At 66.5% G+C, this 20582-nt stretch carries 9 protein-coding genes; 7 read left to right on the forward strand and 2 right to left on the reverse strand.

The annotated features are described in order from the left end of the window. Window positions 1-528: 528 nt before the first annotated feature. A complete protein-coding gene (locus tag OG439_RS07585) occupies window positions 529-3225 on the reverse strand; it encodes an NACHT domain-containing protein (protein ID WP_326948641.1) in 2697 nt (898 codons plus the stop codon). Window positions 3226-3609: 384 nt separating this feature from the next. On the opposite strand from OG439_RS07585, the gene OG439_RS07590 reads away from it, so the two are divergent. The 4 genes from OG439_RS07590 to OG439_RS07605 all read left to right on the forward strand — a co-directional run bounded on the left by OG439_RS07590 (window position 3610) and on the right by OG439_RS07605 (window position 6740). Continuing rightward, a complete protein-coding gene (locus tag OG439_RS07590; RefSeq protein ID WP_326948642.1) occupies window positions 3610-4083 on the forward strand; it encodes a hypothetical protein in 474 nt (157 codons plus the stop codon). A 35-nt stretch (window positions 4084-4118) separates the two neighbouring features. Then, complete coding sequence (locus OG439_RS07595; RefSeq protein ID WP_326948643.1) at window positions 4119-5426, forward strand: hypothetical protein; 1308 nt, start codon at window positions 4119-4121, stop codon at window positions 5424-5426. A gap of 448 nt (window positions 5427-5874) precedes the next feature. Further along, window positions 5875-6354, forward strand: a complete 480-nt coding sequence (locus tag OG439_RS07600) for a hypothetical protein (RefSeq protein ID WP_326948644.1) — start codon at window positions 5875-5877, stop codon at window positions 6352-6354. Continuing rightward, the gene (locus OG439_RS07605) at window positions 6351-6740 is read left to right on the forward strand and encodes a hypothetical protein (RefSeq protein WP_326948645.1); all 390 of its coding nucleotides are present in this window, start codon (window positions 6351-6353) and stop codon (window positions 6738-6740) included. Before OG439_RS07600 ends, OG439_RS07605 begins: the two co-directional genes overlap by 4 nt. A gap of 701 nt (window positions 6741-7441) precedes the next feature. Here OG439_RS07605 and OG439_RS07610 read toward each other — a convergent pair. Next, on the reverse strand, window positions 7442-7867 hold the full coding sequence (locus OG439_RS07610; protein WP_326948646.1) for a hypothetical protein: 426 nt from the start codon (window positions 7865-7867) through the stop codon (window positions 7442-7444). Between the two features lie 822 nt (window positions 7868-8689). Between OG439_RS07610 and OG439_RS07615 the strand changes: the two genes are divergently transcribed. The 3 genes from OG439_RS07615 to OG439_RS07625 all read left to right on the forward strand — a co-directional run bounded on the left by OG439_RS07615 (window position 8690) and on the right by OG439_RS07625 (window position 19853). Further along, window positions 8690-12889, forward strand: a complete 4200-nt coding sequence (locus tag OG439_RS07615; protein WP_326948647.1) for a LamG domain-containing protein — start codon at window positions 8690-8692, stop codon at window positions 12887-12889. 78 nt (window positions 12890-12967) lie between these two features. Beyond that, the gene (locus tag OG439_RS07620) at window positions 12968-19396 is read left to right on the forward strand and encodes an RHS repeat-associated core domain-containing protein (RefSeq protein WP_326948648.1); all 6429 of its coding nucleotides are present in this window, start codon (window positions 12968-12970) and stop codon (window positions 19394-19396) included. Next, window positions 19350-19853, forward strand: coding sequence for a hypothetical protein (locus tag OG439_RS07625; protein ID WP_326948649.1), 504 nt, complete (start codon window positions 19350-19352; stop codon window positions 19851-19853). Before OG439_RS07620 ends, OG439_RS07625 begins: the two co-directional genes overlap by 47 nt. The last annotated feature ends 729 nt before the right edge of the window (window positions 19854-20582 follow it).

The raw sequence follows: 20582 nt of genomic DNA on the forward strand, positions 1-20582 counted from the left end.
CCTCCTGCACGCGACGCTTCCTGACCGCTCTATTCATGCCGGAGTTCGCTGGCCCCTCCAGTTCTGCCGGTCCCGCCGGTGTGGCAGAGCGCGGTGCGGGCTCGGCCGGCTCTCGCCGAGCTCCCAGTTCCCGAATGGGGAAGCGGCTGCGGAGTGGACTGTTGGGAGGGCGCGATTAGCGCCTACATCGAGGGGGCCGACACCCGGAGCGTCGTTCCGTGGCGGTAACCGCTCGCGCGGGCCCGAGCTGAGAGCCCGGCCGAGCTGGCTGATCGATCGTTCTCAACAACAACGGGAAGAGTCGTACCTTCGAACCCTTCGGGCTTACCCACGAATGAACGAGTGACGGCGCGGAGCACTGGGGAGCGACGGCGAGGCCGCAGACTGCAGGTAACGTCTGGCTGCCGAGCTACTGATATCGATCCATCGATGGGGGCTACCGCGGCGGCTACTCGACTTTCATCCGCGCGCTGCGCCGCCGCCAGCTGCGGCCGCACTGCGAGCCTTGCGAGGTATCCCGCGCGGTTGTCACCTGCTGCTACTAGGTGGCAACCGCCACTGGGTGACCCGTACCTGCCCGTTCTCCTCGACCAGGGCCGTCATACCGGAGACCAAGCCGACCGTCACGCGTGCGCGGTATTCGTCACTGGTGGCGGCCAGCACCTCGCCGGCCAGCATCGGAACGACGTCTGGTGAGGGGATCGGGTCCACGAGTTCGATGTAGGTGACCGTGACGCCGGAGTCCCCCGGCTTTACCGAAAGCTCGGCGCGCTGCCGCGGGGTCATCCGATCGAACTCGCCCACGACGAGATAGGTCTCTACGCTCCCCGTTCCTCCGGGTGGTAGGCCCAGCACGGCCGCGTCCGATACCAGTCCCAGGCATGCCGACGCAGGCCCGGCAGCCACCCGCGACGTCACCCGGTCCAGCTCACCGATGCCGGTACTGGGGCAGGACCGTGGCTGCGCGATCCCGACCATGATCAACGCTGCGATCGCCGCCACCGACACCACGCCGGAGGTGATCGCGGGCCACCCCTTCCGCAGCTTGCCCGACGCCGGTTCCGGGCCGGCGGTGGCAACCAGCCGTTCCCGCAGCCGGATGTGCCAGAACTGGTAGCTGCCCCCGCTCACCCGTAGCAGCTCGTGCTCGTGCGCCCGCTCAAAGAATGCCATCAGCCGCAGCGGCAGCCGCCGTGTCACGGACAAGTTCACCCTGGTGAACCCGAACTGGGCCCACGGCCGGGCCAACAGCGCGGCTCCGCCCCCGGCCAGGCCGACCAGAACGCTGACCCAGATCAGCGCGGGTAGGTGCGCCCCGTCGACCACCCACGGAACGTGCGCGGGTGTGCCGGGGAAACCGCGGTCGAGCACCACCGGCTGGCCGCGCCATTGCGCCAGTTGTTGTCCCAGGTGGCCGCCCACTGTACCGCCCCAGACCGCCGCGGGCAGCGTGCCCACGCCGACCACCATCGCGACCACCGCGGCGGCAACCAGGCTGGATGAGCGCTCGTGGCGCAGCAGATCGCGCGGAGTGGTGACGGCGAGCCTGTGCCCGCGCGCGGCCCAATAGCCGTGCAGACCCACGCCGAAGCCGATGACCAGCCCCATCCCCGCCGCGATGCCGATCAGCGCGCCGACCCCGGTGGTCACCTCCGCGTTCGCGTCTCCGGCCATACCTATTAACACCGCTACCCCCGCACCGAGGGCCACCGCTACTACGTTGCTCGCGGCGAGAGTCCGCACGAATCGCCGGCGCGCGACCCCCGGCTCCCGTGGTGCAGAGGCGGGGAGGTGCCCGGTATCGAAGGATGCGATGAGCAGCGCGAAAAACGCGCCCGCACCGACCAGCCACGGCATGCTGGGCACGATGTCCAGGAGAGAGGGTTCGGTGGTGGCTAGCGCGGGGGCCGCCACCGCGGCGGCCAGGCCCAGGATCGGAGCCGCGAGCAGGATCGCCGCGTATTCCGCCAGCGGCGGGCTCCACTTCGTGAGCCGCCACCAGGACAGGTTGGGGGTTTTGTGCGCGTGCGACTGCTTGGCCAGGTAAGTCAGCCATCGGCGGCTCTCGCCCGGCGTGCTCTCGTCGAGGCTGTCGACAAGCACGTCGATCAGCCTGTCTTCGACCGCCAGGCGGTTGTCTAGCTCAGGATCGCTCAGCAAGAGCGCAGGATCGGTGGTCCGGAAGCCCGAAGTGAACAGCGAAAGCATCAGCGGCGTGGACAGCGCTGTGATGAGCGGGCTGTTCGCGTGGGTCTCGAGGTGGTCGAGCACTGCCGTCCAGGAAGCCGGACGGTCGTCGGCGTTCCGCAAGTGGCGGGCGACGTCCTCGGGGGTGAGCGGCTGCACCTGGACGACCGGCGCCCGCAGCACCACCGGAGCACCTGCGGCCAGCACGCCGGAGTAGTCGGCGGAGCGGCAGGTGAGGACCATCGGGCGAGGTCCGCGCAGGGTGTCGTTGATCCGGCCGACCGCGCGGCGGCGCACGTGCTCGGGCAGCTCGTCGAGGCCGTCCAGCACCGGCAGCATCAGCCCAGCGGCCAGCAGCGCGGCCGGGACGGCGCCGCCGCCCGCGTAATTCTCCTCGGCGAGGCTGCGCACCATCCAGGCGTCCAGGCTCTGCACTACCGGGTCCCACGACGCCAGCGATAGCAGCACGGGTACCCGCTTGCCCGCCACCCTGGACCGCAGGAGACCGACAGTCAGCGCCAGCGCCAGGAACGACTTGCCTGACCCCGGCTCGCCCAGCAGCACCAGCCGATGGTTGGGGACTCCGTCGAAGCCCGCGGCCAGCTCAGCCGCCGCCCGATCGAGGTTTCCGCTCAGCTCGCCGTCCAAGTGCACGGCCACGCGCAGTTCGCTGCCCACCACTTCAGCGGCTGGGGCCGCCACCGAATCCTCGCGCTGCCGCCAGCGCAGCGGGATGGTCCGCCCGTCACCGCGGCCCGCCCGGTGCTCCAGTTCCGGCTTCCACCGGCGCAGCAGCGCTCCGGCGAGCAGGGCGGCCTCCTGGTCGTGATCGATGGGCTTGACGCCCTCGCCCAACCACCTCATCACCGCGGTGAACGCCCCGACCAGGGCGATCACGCCCGCCAGCACGCTGCTGAGCGAGTCGTTGGTCTGCAGCGAGGCGTCGGCCAACGAGAATACGGTCACACCAAGCACGGCGGCGGCTGCGATCGCGACCGGGACGCGCCAGGCGCGACGACGCGGAGTGCGTTCAGACACAGGCGATCGGGTCTCCTCCGCAAGCGGTTCCCACTCCCCAACCGGTCGCGCCGACCGATCCGGGCGTTACACCCGCCGGGGCGCTTCAGCCGTCACGTCGATGTGCGCCCGATCTCGATGTCGGTGCCTGACGACGGCGTGTACTGATCCGTGGCGATCGGCGGCGCAAGAGGCTGTGCATCCGACCTCCCGGAATCAGCGTTGTCTCGTGCAATGAATACCCCTCGATAGACGGCAATGCCTCTTCGCAGATCGAGAGCATGGGTGCTGATCGCGACTGAATTAATTGCCAGCAACGTGCAGAAGACGTGTCCCTCACGCGCCCGTCGGCCGGCGAATGACACTATGCGGGGACTTGGTAGGTCTCAAGGGGAGCGAGGGGTGATGACGGGACTGGAGATAGCCGTGGGGTTCCTCGTGGGTTGGGCGGTCCGGAAGCTGCGGCGGGTCGGCCAGGGCGTCGACGTCGAGGTCGACCGTGCGCTGGATGCCGGGCTGAACCGACTGCACGACTTGGTCTCCGGCAAGCTCGGCGCCGATCCGGCTTTGGCCAAGCTGACCGCGGAGGTCGAGCGGGCAGGGGAGCCGTCGAGCCGCACGCAGCAGCGGGTGCAGCTGGCCCTCGAGGATGCTGTCGAGGGTGACCAAACCTTCGCTACAGAGCTGACGGCGCTGGTCGAGTACTTGCAGGACGTCGAGCGGCAGGCCGGCGGTGTGGTTGCTGGGGGACTGGGTATTGCGATCTCGGGTGGGGTGAACGCGGATCGTGGCTCGGTCGCGATCGGCGGGGTGACCGGCGGCGATGTTTCGATCGCGCGTCCGCCGGACCCTCAGGTGCCGGGCGGGAACCAGGGCTGACCGCGTCCGGCGAGCATTCGCCCGTACCGTCCGGCGTGCGTGCGGATCGCCAGGGGACGGCTGTCAACACCGTCAACGGCTCGTTGACGATCAACAACGCTGTTCCGACCGCGACAGAGCGCCCTGTCGAGGTCGGGGAGGGTACCGATTCGCGGACCCGACGGGAGTTCGAGGAGGCGTTCCGACGGGCCGGTGGCGAGGGCAGGTTGGGTCGGCCGATCGCACTGGTAGCCGAGAACGAGCTCGGACGCATCCAGTGCTTCACGGGCACCGGAGACGGGTCGGTGCTCATTTGCGCCCTGTATGGACAGAAGGCCGTCGCCGTCTCGGAGGCAGTGTGGGACGACGTCGTCAGCGTGCCGGGACACCCGTTCCAGGGACTCCAGGCTGTCGGGTTCCCGCTCGCGCAGACCGACTACATTCCGGCGGATGCCACGGCGGTTGAGGTGGGCGGCGGCGAATGGGGTCGTGGGCTCGTGGTGCGCCCCGAGGTTCGCTGGGAACCACGGCCTCGCGTCGTCATGGAGGCCAGCCAGGCGCGGCTGATGCCGCCGGTGGAGGTCGCCGACCTCACGGTGCGAGCGATCGCGTTGTTGCCATGGGACCTCGCCGAGGACGGTTTCGAAATCACCCGGGAGATTCGGCGGCGGCTCGAGCGGGCCCTGCCGCGGATGAAGCTGGGCACCATGTTGCCCCTGCTGTCAAGCCGGCGCGGCGGCAGCGTCGCTGCCCTGGATTGGATCCGCCCGACAGGGTTCGGCGTTCACCAGTCGGGCCGGGCAGCCCTCTATGACAGCGTATTGACGACTCGCCACGGCGAGGTCGCTGCGCGTACGTCGGTGCGCCTGATCCTGCCTGCGGGCCGGGAACGGATCGTGCGTGTTTTCGCTGAGTTCCAGGTGAACCTCGAGACCTGGCAGGTGGCTCTGGCGTCGGCGACGGGCGCTGCGGATTTCCGGATTACGGCAGCCGAGATCGCCGAGCTGTGGCAGGCCGCTTGGGAGGCGGCTGTGGTGGTCGTGCCGGGTGTGTTGGTCGATGATCCTGCCGCGGTTCCGTTGATGGCCCCGCCGGTGGTGGAGCTGCAGGTCAAGTCCGACGATCCCAGGGAGTACGGCCCGGGCGAGCTGCTTCGCCTGGTGACTTTGACGAAGGTGGTCGACCTGTCTGTCTTTGGCACATCCGCGGACACTCTCGCTCGGGAGGGGGCGCTCACGGTCGTTGCACCTGTCGGCTTCGATCATGAGAGCCGCCGTCAACTGACTGTCACGGCGCTTACCCGTCTGGCGCGGGCGTGGGGATATGTTGACGCCGACGAGTCTGATCTCGGCTTGGAGCGGTAGACCGGCGGGCGTCGTGCTGGTGACTGGAGAGGTCGCAGATTCCCTACCCGGACTGTACCGCTGTCGGTGCGCTCTTGATCGCAACATCGTTTAACTGAGCTGCAGGTCGGTGGCGAACGTGAGCGTGGGGTTATGGGTCGGCTCGGTCCTCGGACACAGTATTACCCCACGGATCGCGAAACGCGATCTTGAAGCTGGGCCGATCGTGGCTCAGCTCGAATCGATCTTCTTCAGCCGCCATCCAGCGTTGTCGCAGACGATGAACTATCCCAAGCCTCGTAGTGCTGTCGCGACGCGGCTGCTTCGTGTCCGAGTTGACTCCAGCGTGGTGTGGCCGTCGCCGTCTTGAACGCCGAGCCGGATTCTCCACCATCCCGGTGATCTCATCGAGGCCGCAGCGGGCATCGGACTCACCATCGTCAGCTCGGCCGGAGAAGGATTCGGCATTGTGCTCGACGCGACCGGTGTCGGCGCTGTCGCGGGTGTTCCGGTCAACGCCGTCTCTGCGGCGGGCATGGCTGTCGGCGCTGGCCTGGCGGCACAGGGCCTCGCCAAGATGGCGGTGAATGCCGCAGGTGAGGATCATGTAGAGCTGTTCAGGACCGACCGCGGGGGCGACGGAGACGGCGCGACAAGCGGTTCGAGTGGCGGCGGGAAGCCGGTCGCACAGCATGAGCTGTCGCCGAGTCAGCAGGCCAACCTCGGCCGCTACGGGAAGAAGCTTCCGGCAGGAGCGGAGACCACGAAGATCGCCCAGCTTGAAGACGGGGCGATCCAGTTCGAAAGTCGAGTTCCCGGCCGGGTGCCCGGCTCGTCGGCCACCTACGCGAAGGTGGTCGCCGAGGTCGGCTCGACGGTCGGGTACACGAAAACAACTAGACTGCTCGATGGCTCCATTGCCCACATCAAGGACAAGATGCCGAGATGAACGAGCACGCCTCGCCCGAGGAACAGCGAGTGGACGCGCTCCGCGACCTGGTGCAATGCCGGAGGCCCGTCCGAGATGCGGTCGCCGTACTCGCTGGGTACAAGTGGGACAGCGACGTCGAACTGGTCAACCTGACTCGTGCTGACGCAACACGCGTGCTTCGGGGCTACCTGTCCGGCGCGCTGACCGCTGAGGAGGCACAGCGTTGGGCGGAAGCGCTCGAGGTGCGTGACGATGTCGGCCGCGAGCAGGGCTTCGAAGACGAGTTGACCGAGTTCGTCTTCGAAATGGCAACCCCGGAGGTTGCCGGCGCTCTCACGTCGCAGCGAGCGCAGCAGTGGCTCAATGCCTTTGGCGGGAATGGTGCAGAAGGCTGCCGCAGTTGATCTGTCGAGGGGGCCGGGCCGTACTGTCGCTGTGCCCATGGGACGCGGCGTGAGGTGCCGGCGTCGAAGTAGGTGGCGACGATCTGGCCGTAACCGCTGATGAGGTTGTCGGCCATGTCGCGCTGCCAGCCCTGTGACGACACGCGGTCTTGATGACGGACGGTCGAGGTGCGGCCGTAGAAGACGAACCGCAACCCGTTGCTGACTTGCGTTGGGGGAGAGGTGCGAGTGGATTTGCCCGTGGTCATCCACTGTGCGAGCAGGTCGGTCGTGCCGGCGGCGGGGTCGGCCGCTTGAGGCGGGGGTGAGTGGGGTGGGGTCACGATGGACGGATGTCGCGGCCGCCCGGTCATGACGGCGGCCTTCGAGTCGTTCATCCGATCAGCGCAGTCAGGACCTGCCGACGTCTGTATAACGTCCTATGCAGCGGCGCTTCGCGTCGTTGTCGTATTTCCGCAACCGGTCCGTAATCGCTGTCTTGTCGGATATGCAAATGGCAATGAGTGAACATCTATACCCCGGCGTAGTCGGACGCGGCATTAAACAACGGGTCGCGAAATGTGATCTCGGGATCTGGCTAGTTCTTGATCGGCCTGACCATTTTCTCAACGTCGTTCGACGGATGGGGTAGACGATGAACCCGCTGTGAAGCGCGGACGAACGTCGTTTGGCCAGAGTTCGCTGGAGGGCGAGGTTGCCGATCAGGGCTTCGTGGTGCTGCAGGTGACCGTGGTCAAGGCGTCTTTGCCGCTGGTGCCGCGGGTCGGTAGTGCGTCCTTGGTGTCGATGATGTTGGCGTTCGAGTCGACGATGGTGCAGCTGGCGCCGCTCGGCAGGGCCGACTGGACGGTGAGTGTGAGCGAGCCGGCTCGGATCTTCTCGGAGTTGCCGCCGTTAGTGAGGTCGAGCGTGCCGTCGCTGTTGTCGGAGACCCAGGTTGCGCTGATGTTGCCGGTGACGGCGACATGGTAATCAGCCGGTGGCGGGTCGTTGGGATGGGTGACGAGCAGGATGGTGCCGACGGCGACGACGAGGACGGCTGCTGCGATAGCTGCGTATCGCAGGGCGCGGTTTCGCTGGGGCGCCGCCGCCGCGGTCTGCGGCCGCTGGGCGTCGTTCTTCGTCATGGCAAGTGGCTCTTTAGGTCCTGGCGGGCATCGCCGCGACGACGTGTGGTGTTACGGAACCCCGGGTCACTGTATGTCTGCAGCTGTGGGGCGTTCGCCTGATCGGCTCAGGACTACGCGGGCATTTCGCGATGGTCGAGGCAATCCGTTGAGTATGGGCGTCGTCTTGATCACCCGAGAGGGTGATCTTCCGGCGGGTTGACAAGTCTCTCGCCGATTCGTTGTTAGGCATTTGCATACATGGCGCCGTGACTGTGAACTTCACGTCTGTGCTGCCGAGCGGGTTTCGTGCGTGTGGTCATGTCGTGAGCTGTCGTGGCAGCTGCGCTGGGATTTGGATCGTGTGGTGTAGATCTTCGACACACGTGGTGACCTGCATGGACATGCTGGCTGATCGGACGGCTCTCCAGCGGGGATCACGACCGTGGACTGGATCTTTCGGTGGCGGCGGCGCAGATGATCGCGCGTGGATTGAGGGGGTCAAGACGGTCCTCTCGCGTGCCATTGACAGCGACACGCCTCGGCAAGTTGATCACGTATGTCTTATTTGTACCTTCTTGCTGAGATCGTTCCGTAACTCGTCGATTCGCCTTCCGGTTGCGACTGCCCTGAACGGCCTATTTCGGATCTTCGCCAGGTTTGGCATCGTGGTCGCGGGTTCGTCGGGGGCCTAGCACTGTGCTGGTTGCTTTTGACGAGGGGGATCTCGTGCGTTTTTCTGGTGCGCGTTGGCGCGCTCTTTTGCTCTGCGCTGCTATCGGTGTCGGAACCGTGGTGACGGTCACACCCGCTCACGCCGAAACACCTGTGGTAGTCCCGAATGTGGCTCCGGACGAGGTCACGGCCGCGTCTTATGCGCGTGAGGGTGACAAGCAGGTCGAGGTGGCGTCGGAGACCACCGAGACGTCGCAGACGCTGGCCAATCCGGATGGCTCGTGGACGATGACGCAGTACGTCCACCCGGTCCGGGTGAAGCAGGGCGCGACGTGGGCGCCGGTCGACACGACCCTGGTGCAGCGGGCGGACGGCTCGGTCGGGCCGAAGGCGATCACCGTCGACGTCAAGCTCAACCCCGGCGGCGCCGGCTCGGCGTCGCAGCCCATCGTGCAAGCGGGCCAGGACAACAAGGAAGTCGGTCTGAAGTGGACCGCCGACCTGCCGGCACCGGCGCTGAACGGTGACACGGCCGTTTACGCCGAGGTGCTGCCTGGCGTTGATCTGACCGTGAAGGCGGTCGCTGAGGGGTTCACGGAGAATCTGGTCATCAAGACGCCGGAGGCGGCGAAGAACCCGAAGCTGCGGGAGATCCCGTTCGGGCTCCACACCCGCAACACGACCGTCTCGGTCGCGGAAGGCGAAGGCCGTGGCACTCCGGCCCAGGCCGGCCCGACCGATGGGCTCGAGGTCAAGGACACGTCCGGGCAGGTGGTCTTCTCCGGTGACGCGTCGCGGATGTGGGACTCCACCGGTGACGGTTCGCAGGCCGAGCAGCAGCTCGGTGAGGGTGGCGGCCGGCGTGAGGCGATGATGGACGTCGCTCTCACACCGAGCACGGTGACGATCACCCCGGACCAGGCGTTCCTGAACGACCCTGCGACCCGGTACCCGGTGTCGCTGGACCCGGACAGCTGGTGCGACTCGTGCGGCATCCAGTCGCACGTGGTGGTCCAGTCCGGCTTTCCGGGTGCGCACAACTGGAACGCGTCGACCGGGGACTTGTCGAACCTCAAGGCCGGCTACCAGAACTACGACAGTGCGGGGACGTCGCGGTCCTACATCCAGATGAACAGTGCTCGGCTGGGTGGGACGGTGGTGCACAGTGCGTCGCTCAACACCACGATCCAGCACAGCTACAGCTGTTCGCCGAAGGCGACCGGGTTGTGGCTGTCCAACCCGGCGGACCCCAACACGACGTGGGGTGCGCAGCCAGGCTGGGTGTATCAGGTGTCGACGATGAACGTCGCGAACTGTCATGACGCTGCGGGCGTGACGGGGCAGTTCGACGCCACCCGAGCGGCGAAGGACGCGGCCGCGAACTACTGGCAGAACACGTGGTTCGCGCTCGGTGCCGCCAACGAAGGTGACGGGATGGTGGCCTGGCGGCGGTTCGACCTGAACCCGTACTTCCAGGTGAACTACGACTCCTACCCGAACCCGCCGGCGAGCCTGTCGATGCAGAACGGCCAGCTGCCGTGCACCTCGGGTCCGAACCGGCCGTGGGTGTACACGAAGACGCCACAGATCGCGGGCCGGGTTTCCGACCCGGACGGCGGCACCGTCTACGGCAAGTTCGCGGTCGCGTACGGCGCGCTCGGCCACAACGTCTACACCCACGACAACGGCGCGAACCTGGTGCCGGTCGGGACGGCCGGCCCGAACCAGCAGGCGACCGCGCAGCTGGCCGCGGTCCCGGCCGGGTGGATCAACGAGGACGGGATCTACAACTGGTCGATGCAGGCCTACGACGGTGAGCTCTGGTCGAACTGGGTCGGCAACTGCGAGTTCACAGTGGACAGCAAGGTCCCGTTGCCGCCGAACGTCGCGATGGCGTCGTCGACGGACCCGAAGGTGCAGGGTGACGCGGCCGACTTCAGCGTGTGGACCTACATGGCCACCGACGGCCTCTACGACATCGACCACTTCATCTACACCACCGACGGTTCCGAGCCGCAACCTCAGGGTTCACCGGTCACGCCGGCGGTGCAGAGTACTGACGCCAACGGCAAGATGGTCGCCACCGCGAGCTTGAAGACGATCGCGGTCAACGGCAATCAGAATCTGGTCAAGGTGAAGTCGGTAAACAAGGCCGGGATGCCCAGCCCGAACGCGATCTGCCTGGTCATCCCGAACTCCAACCCCGCGCTGGACGGCCCGTCCTGCTCCTACCACGTCCAGCCGCTCACCCCGAGCAAGAACCTGGTCGCCGCGTGGAGCGCGGACGAGCCGTCGGGGACATCTCTCGCCGACACCGCCGCCGGCACGCCGGGCAACACGGGACTCGCCGCACACGCGGCGACGCTGTCCGGTGGCGCGACCCGGCAGCCGGGCTACAACCACGGCAACAGCTGGACCCACCCCGACACCAGCGGCTACAGCGAAGGCGTCAAGGGAGCGATCAGTCTCGACGGCACCAGCGGCTACGCCCAGACCGCGGATCGTGTCCTCGACCCGTCGAAATCCTTCACAGTGGCCGCGTGGGCGAAGCTGACCGACACGACCCGTTCGCAGACCGTCATCGCGCAGGACGGCACCCAGGCAAGTCCATTCGTGCTGCAATACAACAAGGACAGCAATGCCTGGGCTCTTCGCGTGACCGCGGCTGATCAGGCAGCACCCAATGAAGTCAAAGTGCTCTCGAGCAGCCCGCCCAAGGCGGGTGCCTGGACACACCTCGTCGCGACCTATGACGCGTCCACCAACGTGGCCACCTTGTACGTCGACGGCGCGAAACAGCAAACGGCCGTAGTGCACCCGTGGGCCGCGACAGGGTCGCTCGTCATTGGAGCCGGGAAGAACGCCGGCGCCCGCGCCGACTACCTCCGTGGCTCGATCGACGACGTCCAAGCCTGGCAACGGACGCTGTCCGCGACGGAAGCACACGACCTGGCGAACACGGCGGCGCCGCTGGCCGCGTACGGCTTGGCCGAGGGCTGTGGACCCGAGATCACTTCGGCGACGTCGCGAGTGCCGTCGTTGCAGTCCGCCTGGTCGCTGGGCGAGACCAGCGGCAACCTGGCCAAGGACGGCACCCAGCACGGCAACGACTTCACCCTGACCGGTGGCCACACCTGGGTGCCCGGACGCAGCGGCGGCGGCCTTCAACTGGACGGGACCACCGGCTACGGCACCACCACTAGGCCCGTGATCGACACCGCCTACTCGTTCACCGTATCCGCGTGGGTCAATCCCGCTGACCTGAACGCGAACTACAGCGTGCTCGCCCAGGCCGGCGCGAACACCTCAGCGTTCGTGCTGCGCTACGACAAGGCACTGAACCGGTGGGCCTTCGGCATGACCCCGTCCGACAGCGCCGGGGCCACGACCAGTTGGGCAGTCGGTACGACCACCCCGCAAACGAGTACCTGGACGTTGCTCACCGGTACGTTCGACCAGTCGGCGATGCGGCTGAGCCTGTTCGTCAACGGACGGCACCAAGCCGACTCTCCGGTGTCGCAGACATGGACAGCGAACGGCGGTCTGTTCCTCGGGGCCGAGCGGGGCGGCCAGAACTTCTTCAAGGGGATCCTCGACCAGGCCCGGGTGTGGGACAGCGTCCTCACCGACGACCAGATCGCCGCGATGCAGCCGTCCGGCTACTACGACTCGATCGGGCAGAGCGAAGGCACACCCTCAGGTGGCGTCTCACTGGGTATGGAGACCGACACCGGGAGTAGTCCGCTGGCGTGCGCGGCACAGTTCACCGTCAACGGCGGCGAGGTCACGACGACCAAGCCCGCCACCTTGCGGACCGACAAGTCGTTCACGGTCGAGGCCTGGGTCAAACACACCTGGACCACGTCGGACGCGTCCGTCAACGGTCCGGTCGATCCGTCGCCTCGCGCCGTAGTCAGCACCACCGACACCCAGTTCTCGCCACTGCTGCTCGGCTACCGGCCGTGGGCCGACACATCGGGCAAGCAGCACGCCAAGTGGAGCTTCCTGCTGTCGCCGTCCGCGACCGGCAACGACAGCCGGATCGTGCTGAGTGATGCCGACGCCGCGGACAACACCTGGACGCACCTGGTCGCCACCTACGACGTCGCCACCGGCTTCATGGCGCTCTACGTCAACGGGACGAAGCAGAACTTCTACGTCAACACACCCGACGGCGGCGGGGTCGTGGCTCGGGACTCCAGCGGCGGTCTCGTCCTCGGCCACGGCGTGTGGACGGGACAGCGCAGCGACACCTGGTACGGCGGCCTGGCCGGAGTCCGGGTCTACGCGGGTCTACGGGACATGGCCGGCGTCCAGCAGGACCGGGCTCTCGACGACCCCGGCAATCTCTTCGACGTCACTCACTAGCTCAGTTCGGCTTCCGGCGCGCGGCGCCGTTTCACCAGGGGATAGGTAGCTATGACGGGCAGACGTGGGCTCTTCCGGATGGACCGCAGCAGACGGTTCGTCGCGCTCGGTATCACGCTGGTGCTGTTCGGCTCCGGCCAGTCGGCCGCGGAGGCGGCGACCGGCGGCTGGCATGGGCTGGGCTGGGACCTCCCACCCTTGCAACAAGCACAGTCGGTCAACGGTGCCGACGGTGGCCTTCGGACACCGCCCGCTCCGTCGGCAGGCACCTACACCCCGGCCCCGGTGACCTGGCCGGCCGCGGCGACCGCCGAAGTCGACCTGCCGACCGAAGGTGCGGCGAAAGTGCCTGCCGGACGGTCGGTGGCAGTGTCACGCTCCCAGGCGAAGGCCGATGCCCGGCACGCCGCGGGCAAGGTTCGTATCAGCACCCTGGACCAAGCCACGGCGGCCAAGGCCGGCGTCAAGGGCGTGCTCGTCAAGGCCGAGCCTGTTCGCGGCGACACCAGCGGCCCGGTGACGATCGACGTCGACTACCGCTCGTTCGGTGACGCCTACGGCGGCGACTTCGGCGGCCGCCTGCACCTGGTGCAGTACCCGTCCTGCTTGCTGACCACGCCGGACAAGCCCGAGTGCCACGTCGGCACCCCGCTGAAGTCCGACAACAACACCAAGACCCAGCACGTCACCGCCGACGTCACCTTGCCGGGAGCACCAGCCGCCGACCGGCGGAGCACTGCCACGCCGGCGGCGACGTCGATGCTGGTCGCCGCGCAATCCGACACCAAGAGCGGTGGCGGCGACTTCACCGCCACCGACCTCAAGCCCGCCGGCGCCTGGACCGCCGGCACGTCCTCAGCGGACTTCTCCTACTCGTACCCGATCAGCACACCCTCCGCCGTCGGCGGCACCGGCCCGGCAGTGAGCCTGAACTACTCCTCGAGCGCGGTGGACGGCCTCACCTCGGCCACCAACAACCAGGCCTCGGGCATCGGTGACGGCTGGAACCTCTCGGGTAGCGGCTTCATCGAACGCCGCTACAAGGGCTGTGGCCAGGACCTGGGCGGCAACAACAACCAGACCAAGACCGGCGACCTGTGCTGGTACAACGACAACGCCACCATCTCCTTCTCCGGCGCCAACGGCGACCTCATCCTTGACAAGGCCACCGGTAAGTGGCACCCGAAGGACGACGACGGCACCCGCGTCGAACGCCTCACCGGCGGCGCCAACGGCGACAAGTTCGGCGAGTACTGGAAGGTCACCACGCCTGACGGTGTCCAGTACTTCTTCGGCCTGAACCACCTGCCCGGCTGGGCGTCGGGCAAGGCGGAAACCCAGTCGACCTGGACCGTTCCGGTGTTCGGCAACAACACCGACGAGCCGTGCAACGCCACGACCTACGCCGCGTCCTGGTGCAACCGCGCCTGGCGGTGGAACCTCGACTACGTCGTCGACCCCCGCGGCAACGCCATCTCCTACTACTACCAGCCCGAAACCAACTACTACGGACTCAACCGCAACGCCTCCACGGCCAACAACCCCGGCACCTCCTACACCCGGGGCGGCTACCTGCAGAAGGTCGAGTACGGCTTCAACACCAAGGTCGCCGACACGTTCAGCCACGCACCGGCTCAGATCCTGTTCGACACCGCCGAGCGGTGCGTCCCGAGCGGAACCATCACCTGCGACCCGGGACAGCTGAACTCCGGAACCGCGACGTCCTGGCCGGACGTGCCGTCGGAGACGATCTGTGCTCAGGGCGCCGTCTGCACCTACGGTTCACCGAGTTTTTTCTCCCGCAAGCGCTACACCAAGATCACCACTCAGGTGAGCGACGGTGGCACTGGCTGGAAGCCGGTCCGGGAGTGGGCGCTCGGCCAGTCCTTCCCGCCCACCAAAGACGGGGAAAAGACGGCACTGTGGCTGGACTCGGTCACCGAGACCGGGAAGATCGCGAGTCCGAACACTGTCGGCAGTTCGGTGACGTTGCCGCCGACGACGTTTCACGCGAAGGCGATGGCCAACCGGGTCAACGCCAACATCCAGTACACAGCGCTGACCCGGGAACGCATCGACGCCATCACCAACCCCCAGGGCGGACTCACCTCCGTCACCTACGCCGATCCCGAGTGCGTGACGGGCGTCAAGATGCCCGATCCGAACAACCTGAAGGACAACAAGCTCTCCTGCTACCCGGTCTACTGGACTCCACCGGGCGCCAACGACCCTGTCCTGGACTACTTCAACAAGTTCCAGGTCAAACTGGTCGAGGAAGACGCGAAGACCACGGGTCAGGAACAGCACACGGTCACCAGTTACGACTATCTCGGCGGTGCGGCCTGGCACTACGACGACGACCCGTTCACCGACCCGAAGTACCGCACCTGGTCGCAGTGGCGCGGCTACGGCGACGTGAAGACCACTGTCGGTCTCGGACCGGCGGCAGGTGATCCGTCCGGTCCTCCGGTGGTCACCGAGTCGTACTACCTCCGCGGCATGGAGGGCGCGACGGTGACCAGTGACAACTGGCACGAGTCGATCGTCGACCGCAAGGAGGTCGCCGGCTTCGTCCGGGAGACAGTCACCTACCGCGACGGTGCCGTCATCGGCGGGACGCTGAACGAGCCGTGGGTGTCCGGCGCCACCGGGACCGACGCCTATGGCCGGACGTCGGCCTACGTCGACACCGACACCAGCCGCACCCGCACCTGGCTCGACACCAGCAAGTCCTGGCGGATCTCCCGTACCCACAGCGTCTACGGGAAGTACGGTCTCGCCACCAGCGTCCAGACCGAGGGCGACACTACCGACCCGAAGCAGACCAGCTGCACCCTGACGCAGTATTTGGAGAACACCACTGCGTGGCTGGTGAGTTTCCCGAGCCAGGTGCAGAAGGTCTCGGGTATCTGCGACGGTACGACGAACCCGCCCGGGCCGGGCAACATCATCAGCGACAACCGCAGCTACTACGACACGCAGGCGTTCGGCGCCGCGCCCACAAGCGGCAACGTCACCCAGGTCGACACCCTCGAAGACTGGCCCGCCGGTGGCGCCGAGAAGCTGACCAAGCCGGCCACGACCACGGTGTACGACAACTACGGCCGCGCGACGAGCTCGACCGACGCACTGGGCCTGACCACCACGACCGCCTACACGCCGTCTTCAGGTGGCCCGCTCACCCAGGTCGACACCACCTCTCCGCCGGTCACCGCGGCTCCCAACGCGCCCAAGTTCACCTCCACCAAGTACCTCGATCCGGTCTCCGGCATCTCGATCGCCGGCAAGGACGGCAGCGGCCTGCGGACCGACTCGACCCAGGACGCGCTCGGCCGGATCATCTCCGTCTGGAAACCCGGCCACAGCAAGGCACAGAACGCGCCGGCCGACGCCATTTTCACTTACAACGTGAGAAACAGCGGCGGGGTCAGCAACGTCGCCGCGCAGACACTGCTCGCCAGCGGCCAGTACGCCACCTCGTACACGCTCTACGACGGTCTCGGCCGCACCATCCAGACCCAGGCACCTCGCACCGACGACGGGGCCGGCCGGATCATCACCGACACCTACTTCGACTCGCAGGGCCGGGCGTACAAAACCCACAACCCCTACTGGAACAGCACTTCAGGACCGTCGGCGACGCTTTACGTCACCAACGACGCCTCGGTTCCGAACACCACGCTGACCACCTTCGACAGCACCGGCGCCGCGCGAGCGAGCGCGTACCGTCAGAACGACGTCGAGCAGTGGCGCACCACGACGATCCCGGACGGCGACCGCACCACCACGATCCCGCCGGGCGGCGGCACCGCGACGACCACGATCACGAACGGGCTCGGCCAGGCCACCCAGCTCCTGCAGTACAAGGACCCGACGAAGTACACCGCCGGATCCCCGGCCGACACCACGACCTACACCTACACTCGCAGCGGCCAGCAGGCCACGGTCACCGACACCACCGGCAAGAACGTCTGGTCCTTCGAGTACGACCTGAAGGACCGGAAGATCTCGGCGAAGGACCCGGATACCGGCACGACGACGTTCACCTACGACGCCGTCGACCGTCTGCTGACCACCACCGACGCCCGCAAGCGGCTCATCAGCTACACCTACGACAACCTCGGCCGCAAGACCGCCGAGTACGACGGGGCCGCCGTCACTGGCACCAAGCTCGCCGACTGGACGTACGACACCCTGCTCGCCGGGCAGCCCACGAGCTCCACCCGCTACGTCGACGCTAAGGCCTACAAGAAGGAGACCACCGGCTACGACAGCGCCGGGCGTCCTACGGGCAGCAAGGTCACCATTCCCGCCGGTATCCAAGGGCTCTCCGGAAGCTACAGCTTCGGCACCACCTACGACCCCAACACGGGCGCGGTCAGCATGGTCAGCAGCCCGCGAGCCGGGGGATTGCCCAGCGAGCAGCAGTCTCTGGGGTACTTCCCCCAAGGAGCACCGAAGACCCTGACCTCCAGCACGGGTACCCAGCTGGTGGCTAAAACCGCCTACAACGAGTTCGGCCAGGTCCTGCGGACAGAGTTCAACAACCCGACGAGTCCGTACCAGGTCGCGGTCAGCAACACCTACGAGAACGGCACCCACCGGCTCGCCACGATGCAGACCCAGCGCTCGACGACCTCCGACTTCTGGATCGCCAACCGCGTCTACACCTACAACCAGGTCGGCAACATCACGAAGATCGCCGACACCCCGCCAGGACTGCCGGCGGACACCCAGTGCTTCCGTCAGGACTACCTGCAGCGGCTGACCGAAGCCTGGACCCCGACGTCCGGGGACTGCGCGGCCCAGCCCACCACAGCCGGGATCGGCGGGGCGGCTCCGTATTGGACGTCCTGGACCCTCGACGACACCGGTAACCGCAAGACGCAGGTCCAGCACACCACCACCGGCGACATCACGAGCACCTCGACCTACCCGGACGCCGGCCAGTCCAGACCGCACGCCGTCCAGGCCGTCACCACCGACGGTCCGAGCGGGACGACGCAGACGAACTACGACTACACGGACGCCGGGAGCACCAAGACCCGCGGCCCGACGGGTTCGGCGCAGACGTTCACCTACGACGCCGAGGGCCGGGTCGCGACGGCGAAGGAGGCGAGCGGCGGGGACAGTAGTTACCTCTACGACGCGGACGGCAACCTTCTCATCACCAAGGACCCGGGCGGCATGACGCTGTCGATCGGTGACACGGAGCTGTTCGTCCCCACCGGCGGGAGCTTCGCCTCCGGCACCCGGTTCTACAGTTACAACGGCCAGGTCATCGCGACCCGCACCAGCACGGGCACCCTCAGCTGGAAGCTGGCTGATCACCACGGCACGACCTACGCCACGGTCGACTCCGGTTCTTCTATGACGGTGACCAGGCGCTGGCAGGACCCGTACGGCACCACCCGCGGCACCCCGCCGTCGACCTGGCCGGACAAGCACGGCTTCCTCGGCGGCTATCAGAACACGACAGGCGTGACGCACATCGATGCCCGCGACTACGATCCGCTTGCTGGTCGTTTCATGACGGCGGACCCGGTGCTCGACACGAGCAATCCGCAGGCATTGAACGCCTACAGCTACGGCAACAACAGCCCGATATCGTTCAGCGACCCTACGGGCATGGTCTTGCAGATCGACGGTCGTCCCGCCTACATCGGGACAGCTGCGATCAGCGCCATGAGCTCCGCGAACAGGGAGCGGGCGTACCGCTATAACGTCGGCGTTTGGAGTAACTGGGCCAACGCGGTGACGCACAAAACTCGACCGACGTATCCGCTGTTCGTCGGCAAAGAGAACCATCTGATGCCGCCGAAGGAACGCCGGGCGCATTGGGAGACGCAGTTCGCGAACTGGTCACTTCAGCCGCCGGACCGGCGGCCGCCGGATTACGACCAGTTCGCTGCCGCGTTCTGCGACGAGTTCCCTGACGTCCGTGCCTGTGACCCCTCGTCACCCAGTATCGAGGAAACCCTCGAGGTGGCTGCGCTTCTCGCGTCTGGGGGAGCGGTTGGTCTCCTGGCCAAGCTCGGCGGCGAGGTCGTGCTCGGTTCGATTGCCGCGATGGAGGGTTCGGTCGAGGCTGGCGGCGCTATCGCGGGCGGCGTTGGCGCGGGTGCGTTAGGGGACTACGGCGGTGCTTCGCTCGTGGCAGCGAAGGTCGCTGCCGATGCGGCCCGAGCGGAAGGTCCAGAACTCTTCGGAACCAGTGGAAAGCAGTTTGGGAGCAAGTGGGGGAAGCATTCGAAGGATTACGGCCTGAATCCTGGTGATCCAGCTGCGCGTGAGTGGTTTTCCAATAGGATCCAAGACGTTCGCAACGGATCTGATGAGATTCGTCGGGGTGCTTGGAACCCCAATAGGGGAGGCGGCGACGGTTACTGGTTCTACAAAAAAGACAACGACCTGGTGTTGACAAAGCCTGATGGCGAGTTCGTGACCATGTTCCCTATGGATGCAGGTGGAAACAGTTGGTGGAATGCTGCTTCCAAGGTGGGATGATGCTGTAGTACGATGGATTCTTGCGGGGATTTACGTCCAGGATGGCGGAAAGGTGGGCTGCGAGTTGTCAGATTCAGATCCGGGCGAGGTCAACCTGAAGGAGCTGGCTGGAATTCCGGTTAAATCGGTAGGTCAAGTGACTGGTCGCAGTGGCGACACGGTCGAGCTGCATATTACTCTGAATACTGGTATTATGATTTCGTTTACGGTGTGGACGGATTGGTCGCTGCGAGTTGAGGTTCGGCGCGATAGTGGCATTCCTGGGTATCTGTGGCCAGCCTCTGATTATGCAGTTCAGGCTCTTTTCCCGGACGATTCCATTGGTAGTATAACCATCGTGCGCGTCGAGGAAATTTTTGACGAGGTCGGTGCGCTAAGCGGTGTCGATATTGAATTCGATAAGGGTGCTGTTGAACTTCGATCTTACGGAGGAGAGCTTCTCGTATCGCATGTTTGATCGGCTTGCCAGTGTGCAGCAAATTCTTGCGACTGCGACCGCATGGCGGGACGAGAACCGTTCCAGGTCAGAGCTGCCCGGTCGCTGCTGCCACAGCAAAACGAGATTCGACGTGCTCGGCGCGGAGGAATTCGGTGGGTGTGCCCTGACATGGCGATGGTTCTCCTGTCAAGCGATGAAGGGTCGAGGTAGGGGGTGCAGCGCGGTCGACGGATGCGGTGGTGTTCGCGGTCGGCGGCGATGCCATCGTGGATTGTCGTGCTCAGTTCGTGCCAGTCGAAGTCGGCGACGCCGAGATGGTGGCGTGCGGTGTCGGTGAGGTGGTCGGTGACTGCGGCTGCGCTGATCCACCCGTTGCTCAGCCGCTCCCCGAGCGCCTCAGCGGTGAAGACCTCGATGTAACGGAGGCCTTCTCTGGCGGTGGCGACGTTGCGACACCCGGTGGAGATCGGCCTGGACGTAGGCGGGTGACTCGGCGATTGCTCGCTGGCAACACCGGAACGACTGCGGGCCGGTGCGGCGGTGGCGGCCGGGTGAGGGCGTGGCCAGTCAGCCGGGCAGGACCTCGGCCGGGAGATTTCAGGCGACGGTGTAGGGCATCGACACGCCGTGGACGATGGCCAGGACCCGGGTACGATGATGAGGGCGCCGGGGCTGCGGGTCCTCGAACAGACTTCGCGATCTTGTGCCACTCCCGCAGTCGCACGAGCTCCTCGCCTCTGATGGGGC

The organism is Amycolatopsis sp. NBC_01307, from assembly GCF_035975215.1.
Taxonomy (GTDB): domain Bacteria; phylum Actinomycetota; class Actinomycetes; order Mycobacteriales; family Pseudonocardiaceae; genus Amycolatopsis.

Bases quoted from the DNA above. Each gene is read 5' to 3' on its own strand.
- OG439_RS07590 (WP_326948642.1), top strand. From the start codon at position 3,610: ATGACGGGACTGGAGATAGCCGTGGGGTTCCTCGTGGGTTGGGCGGTC.
- OG439_RS07605 (WP_326948645.1), top strand. From the start codon at position 6,351: ATGAACGAGCACGCCTCGCCCGAGGAACAGCGAGTGGACGCGCTCCGC.
- OG439_RS07610 (WP_326948646.1), bottom strand. From the start codon at position 7,867: ATGACGAAGAACGACGCCCAGCGGCCGCAGACCGCGGCGGCGGCGCCC.
- OG439_RS07620 (WP_326948648.1), top strand. From the start codon at position 12,968: ATGGACCGCAGCAGACGGTTCGTCGCGCTCGGTATCACGCTGGTGCTG.
- OG439_RS07625 (WP_326948649.1), top strand. From the start codon at position 19,350: ATGCAGGTGGAAACAGTTGGTGGAATGCTGCTTCCAAGGTGGGATGAT.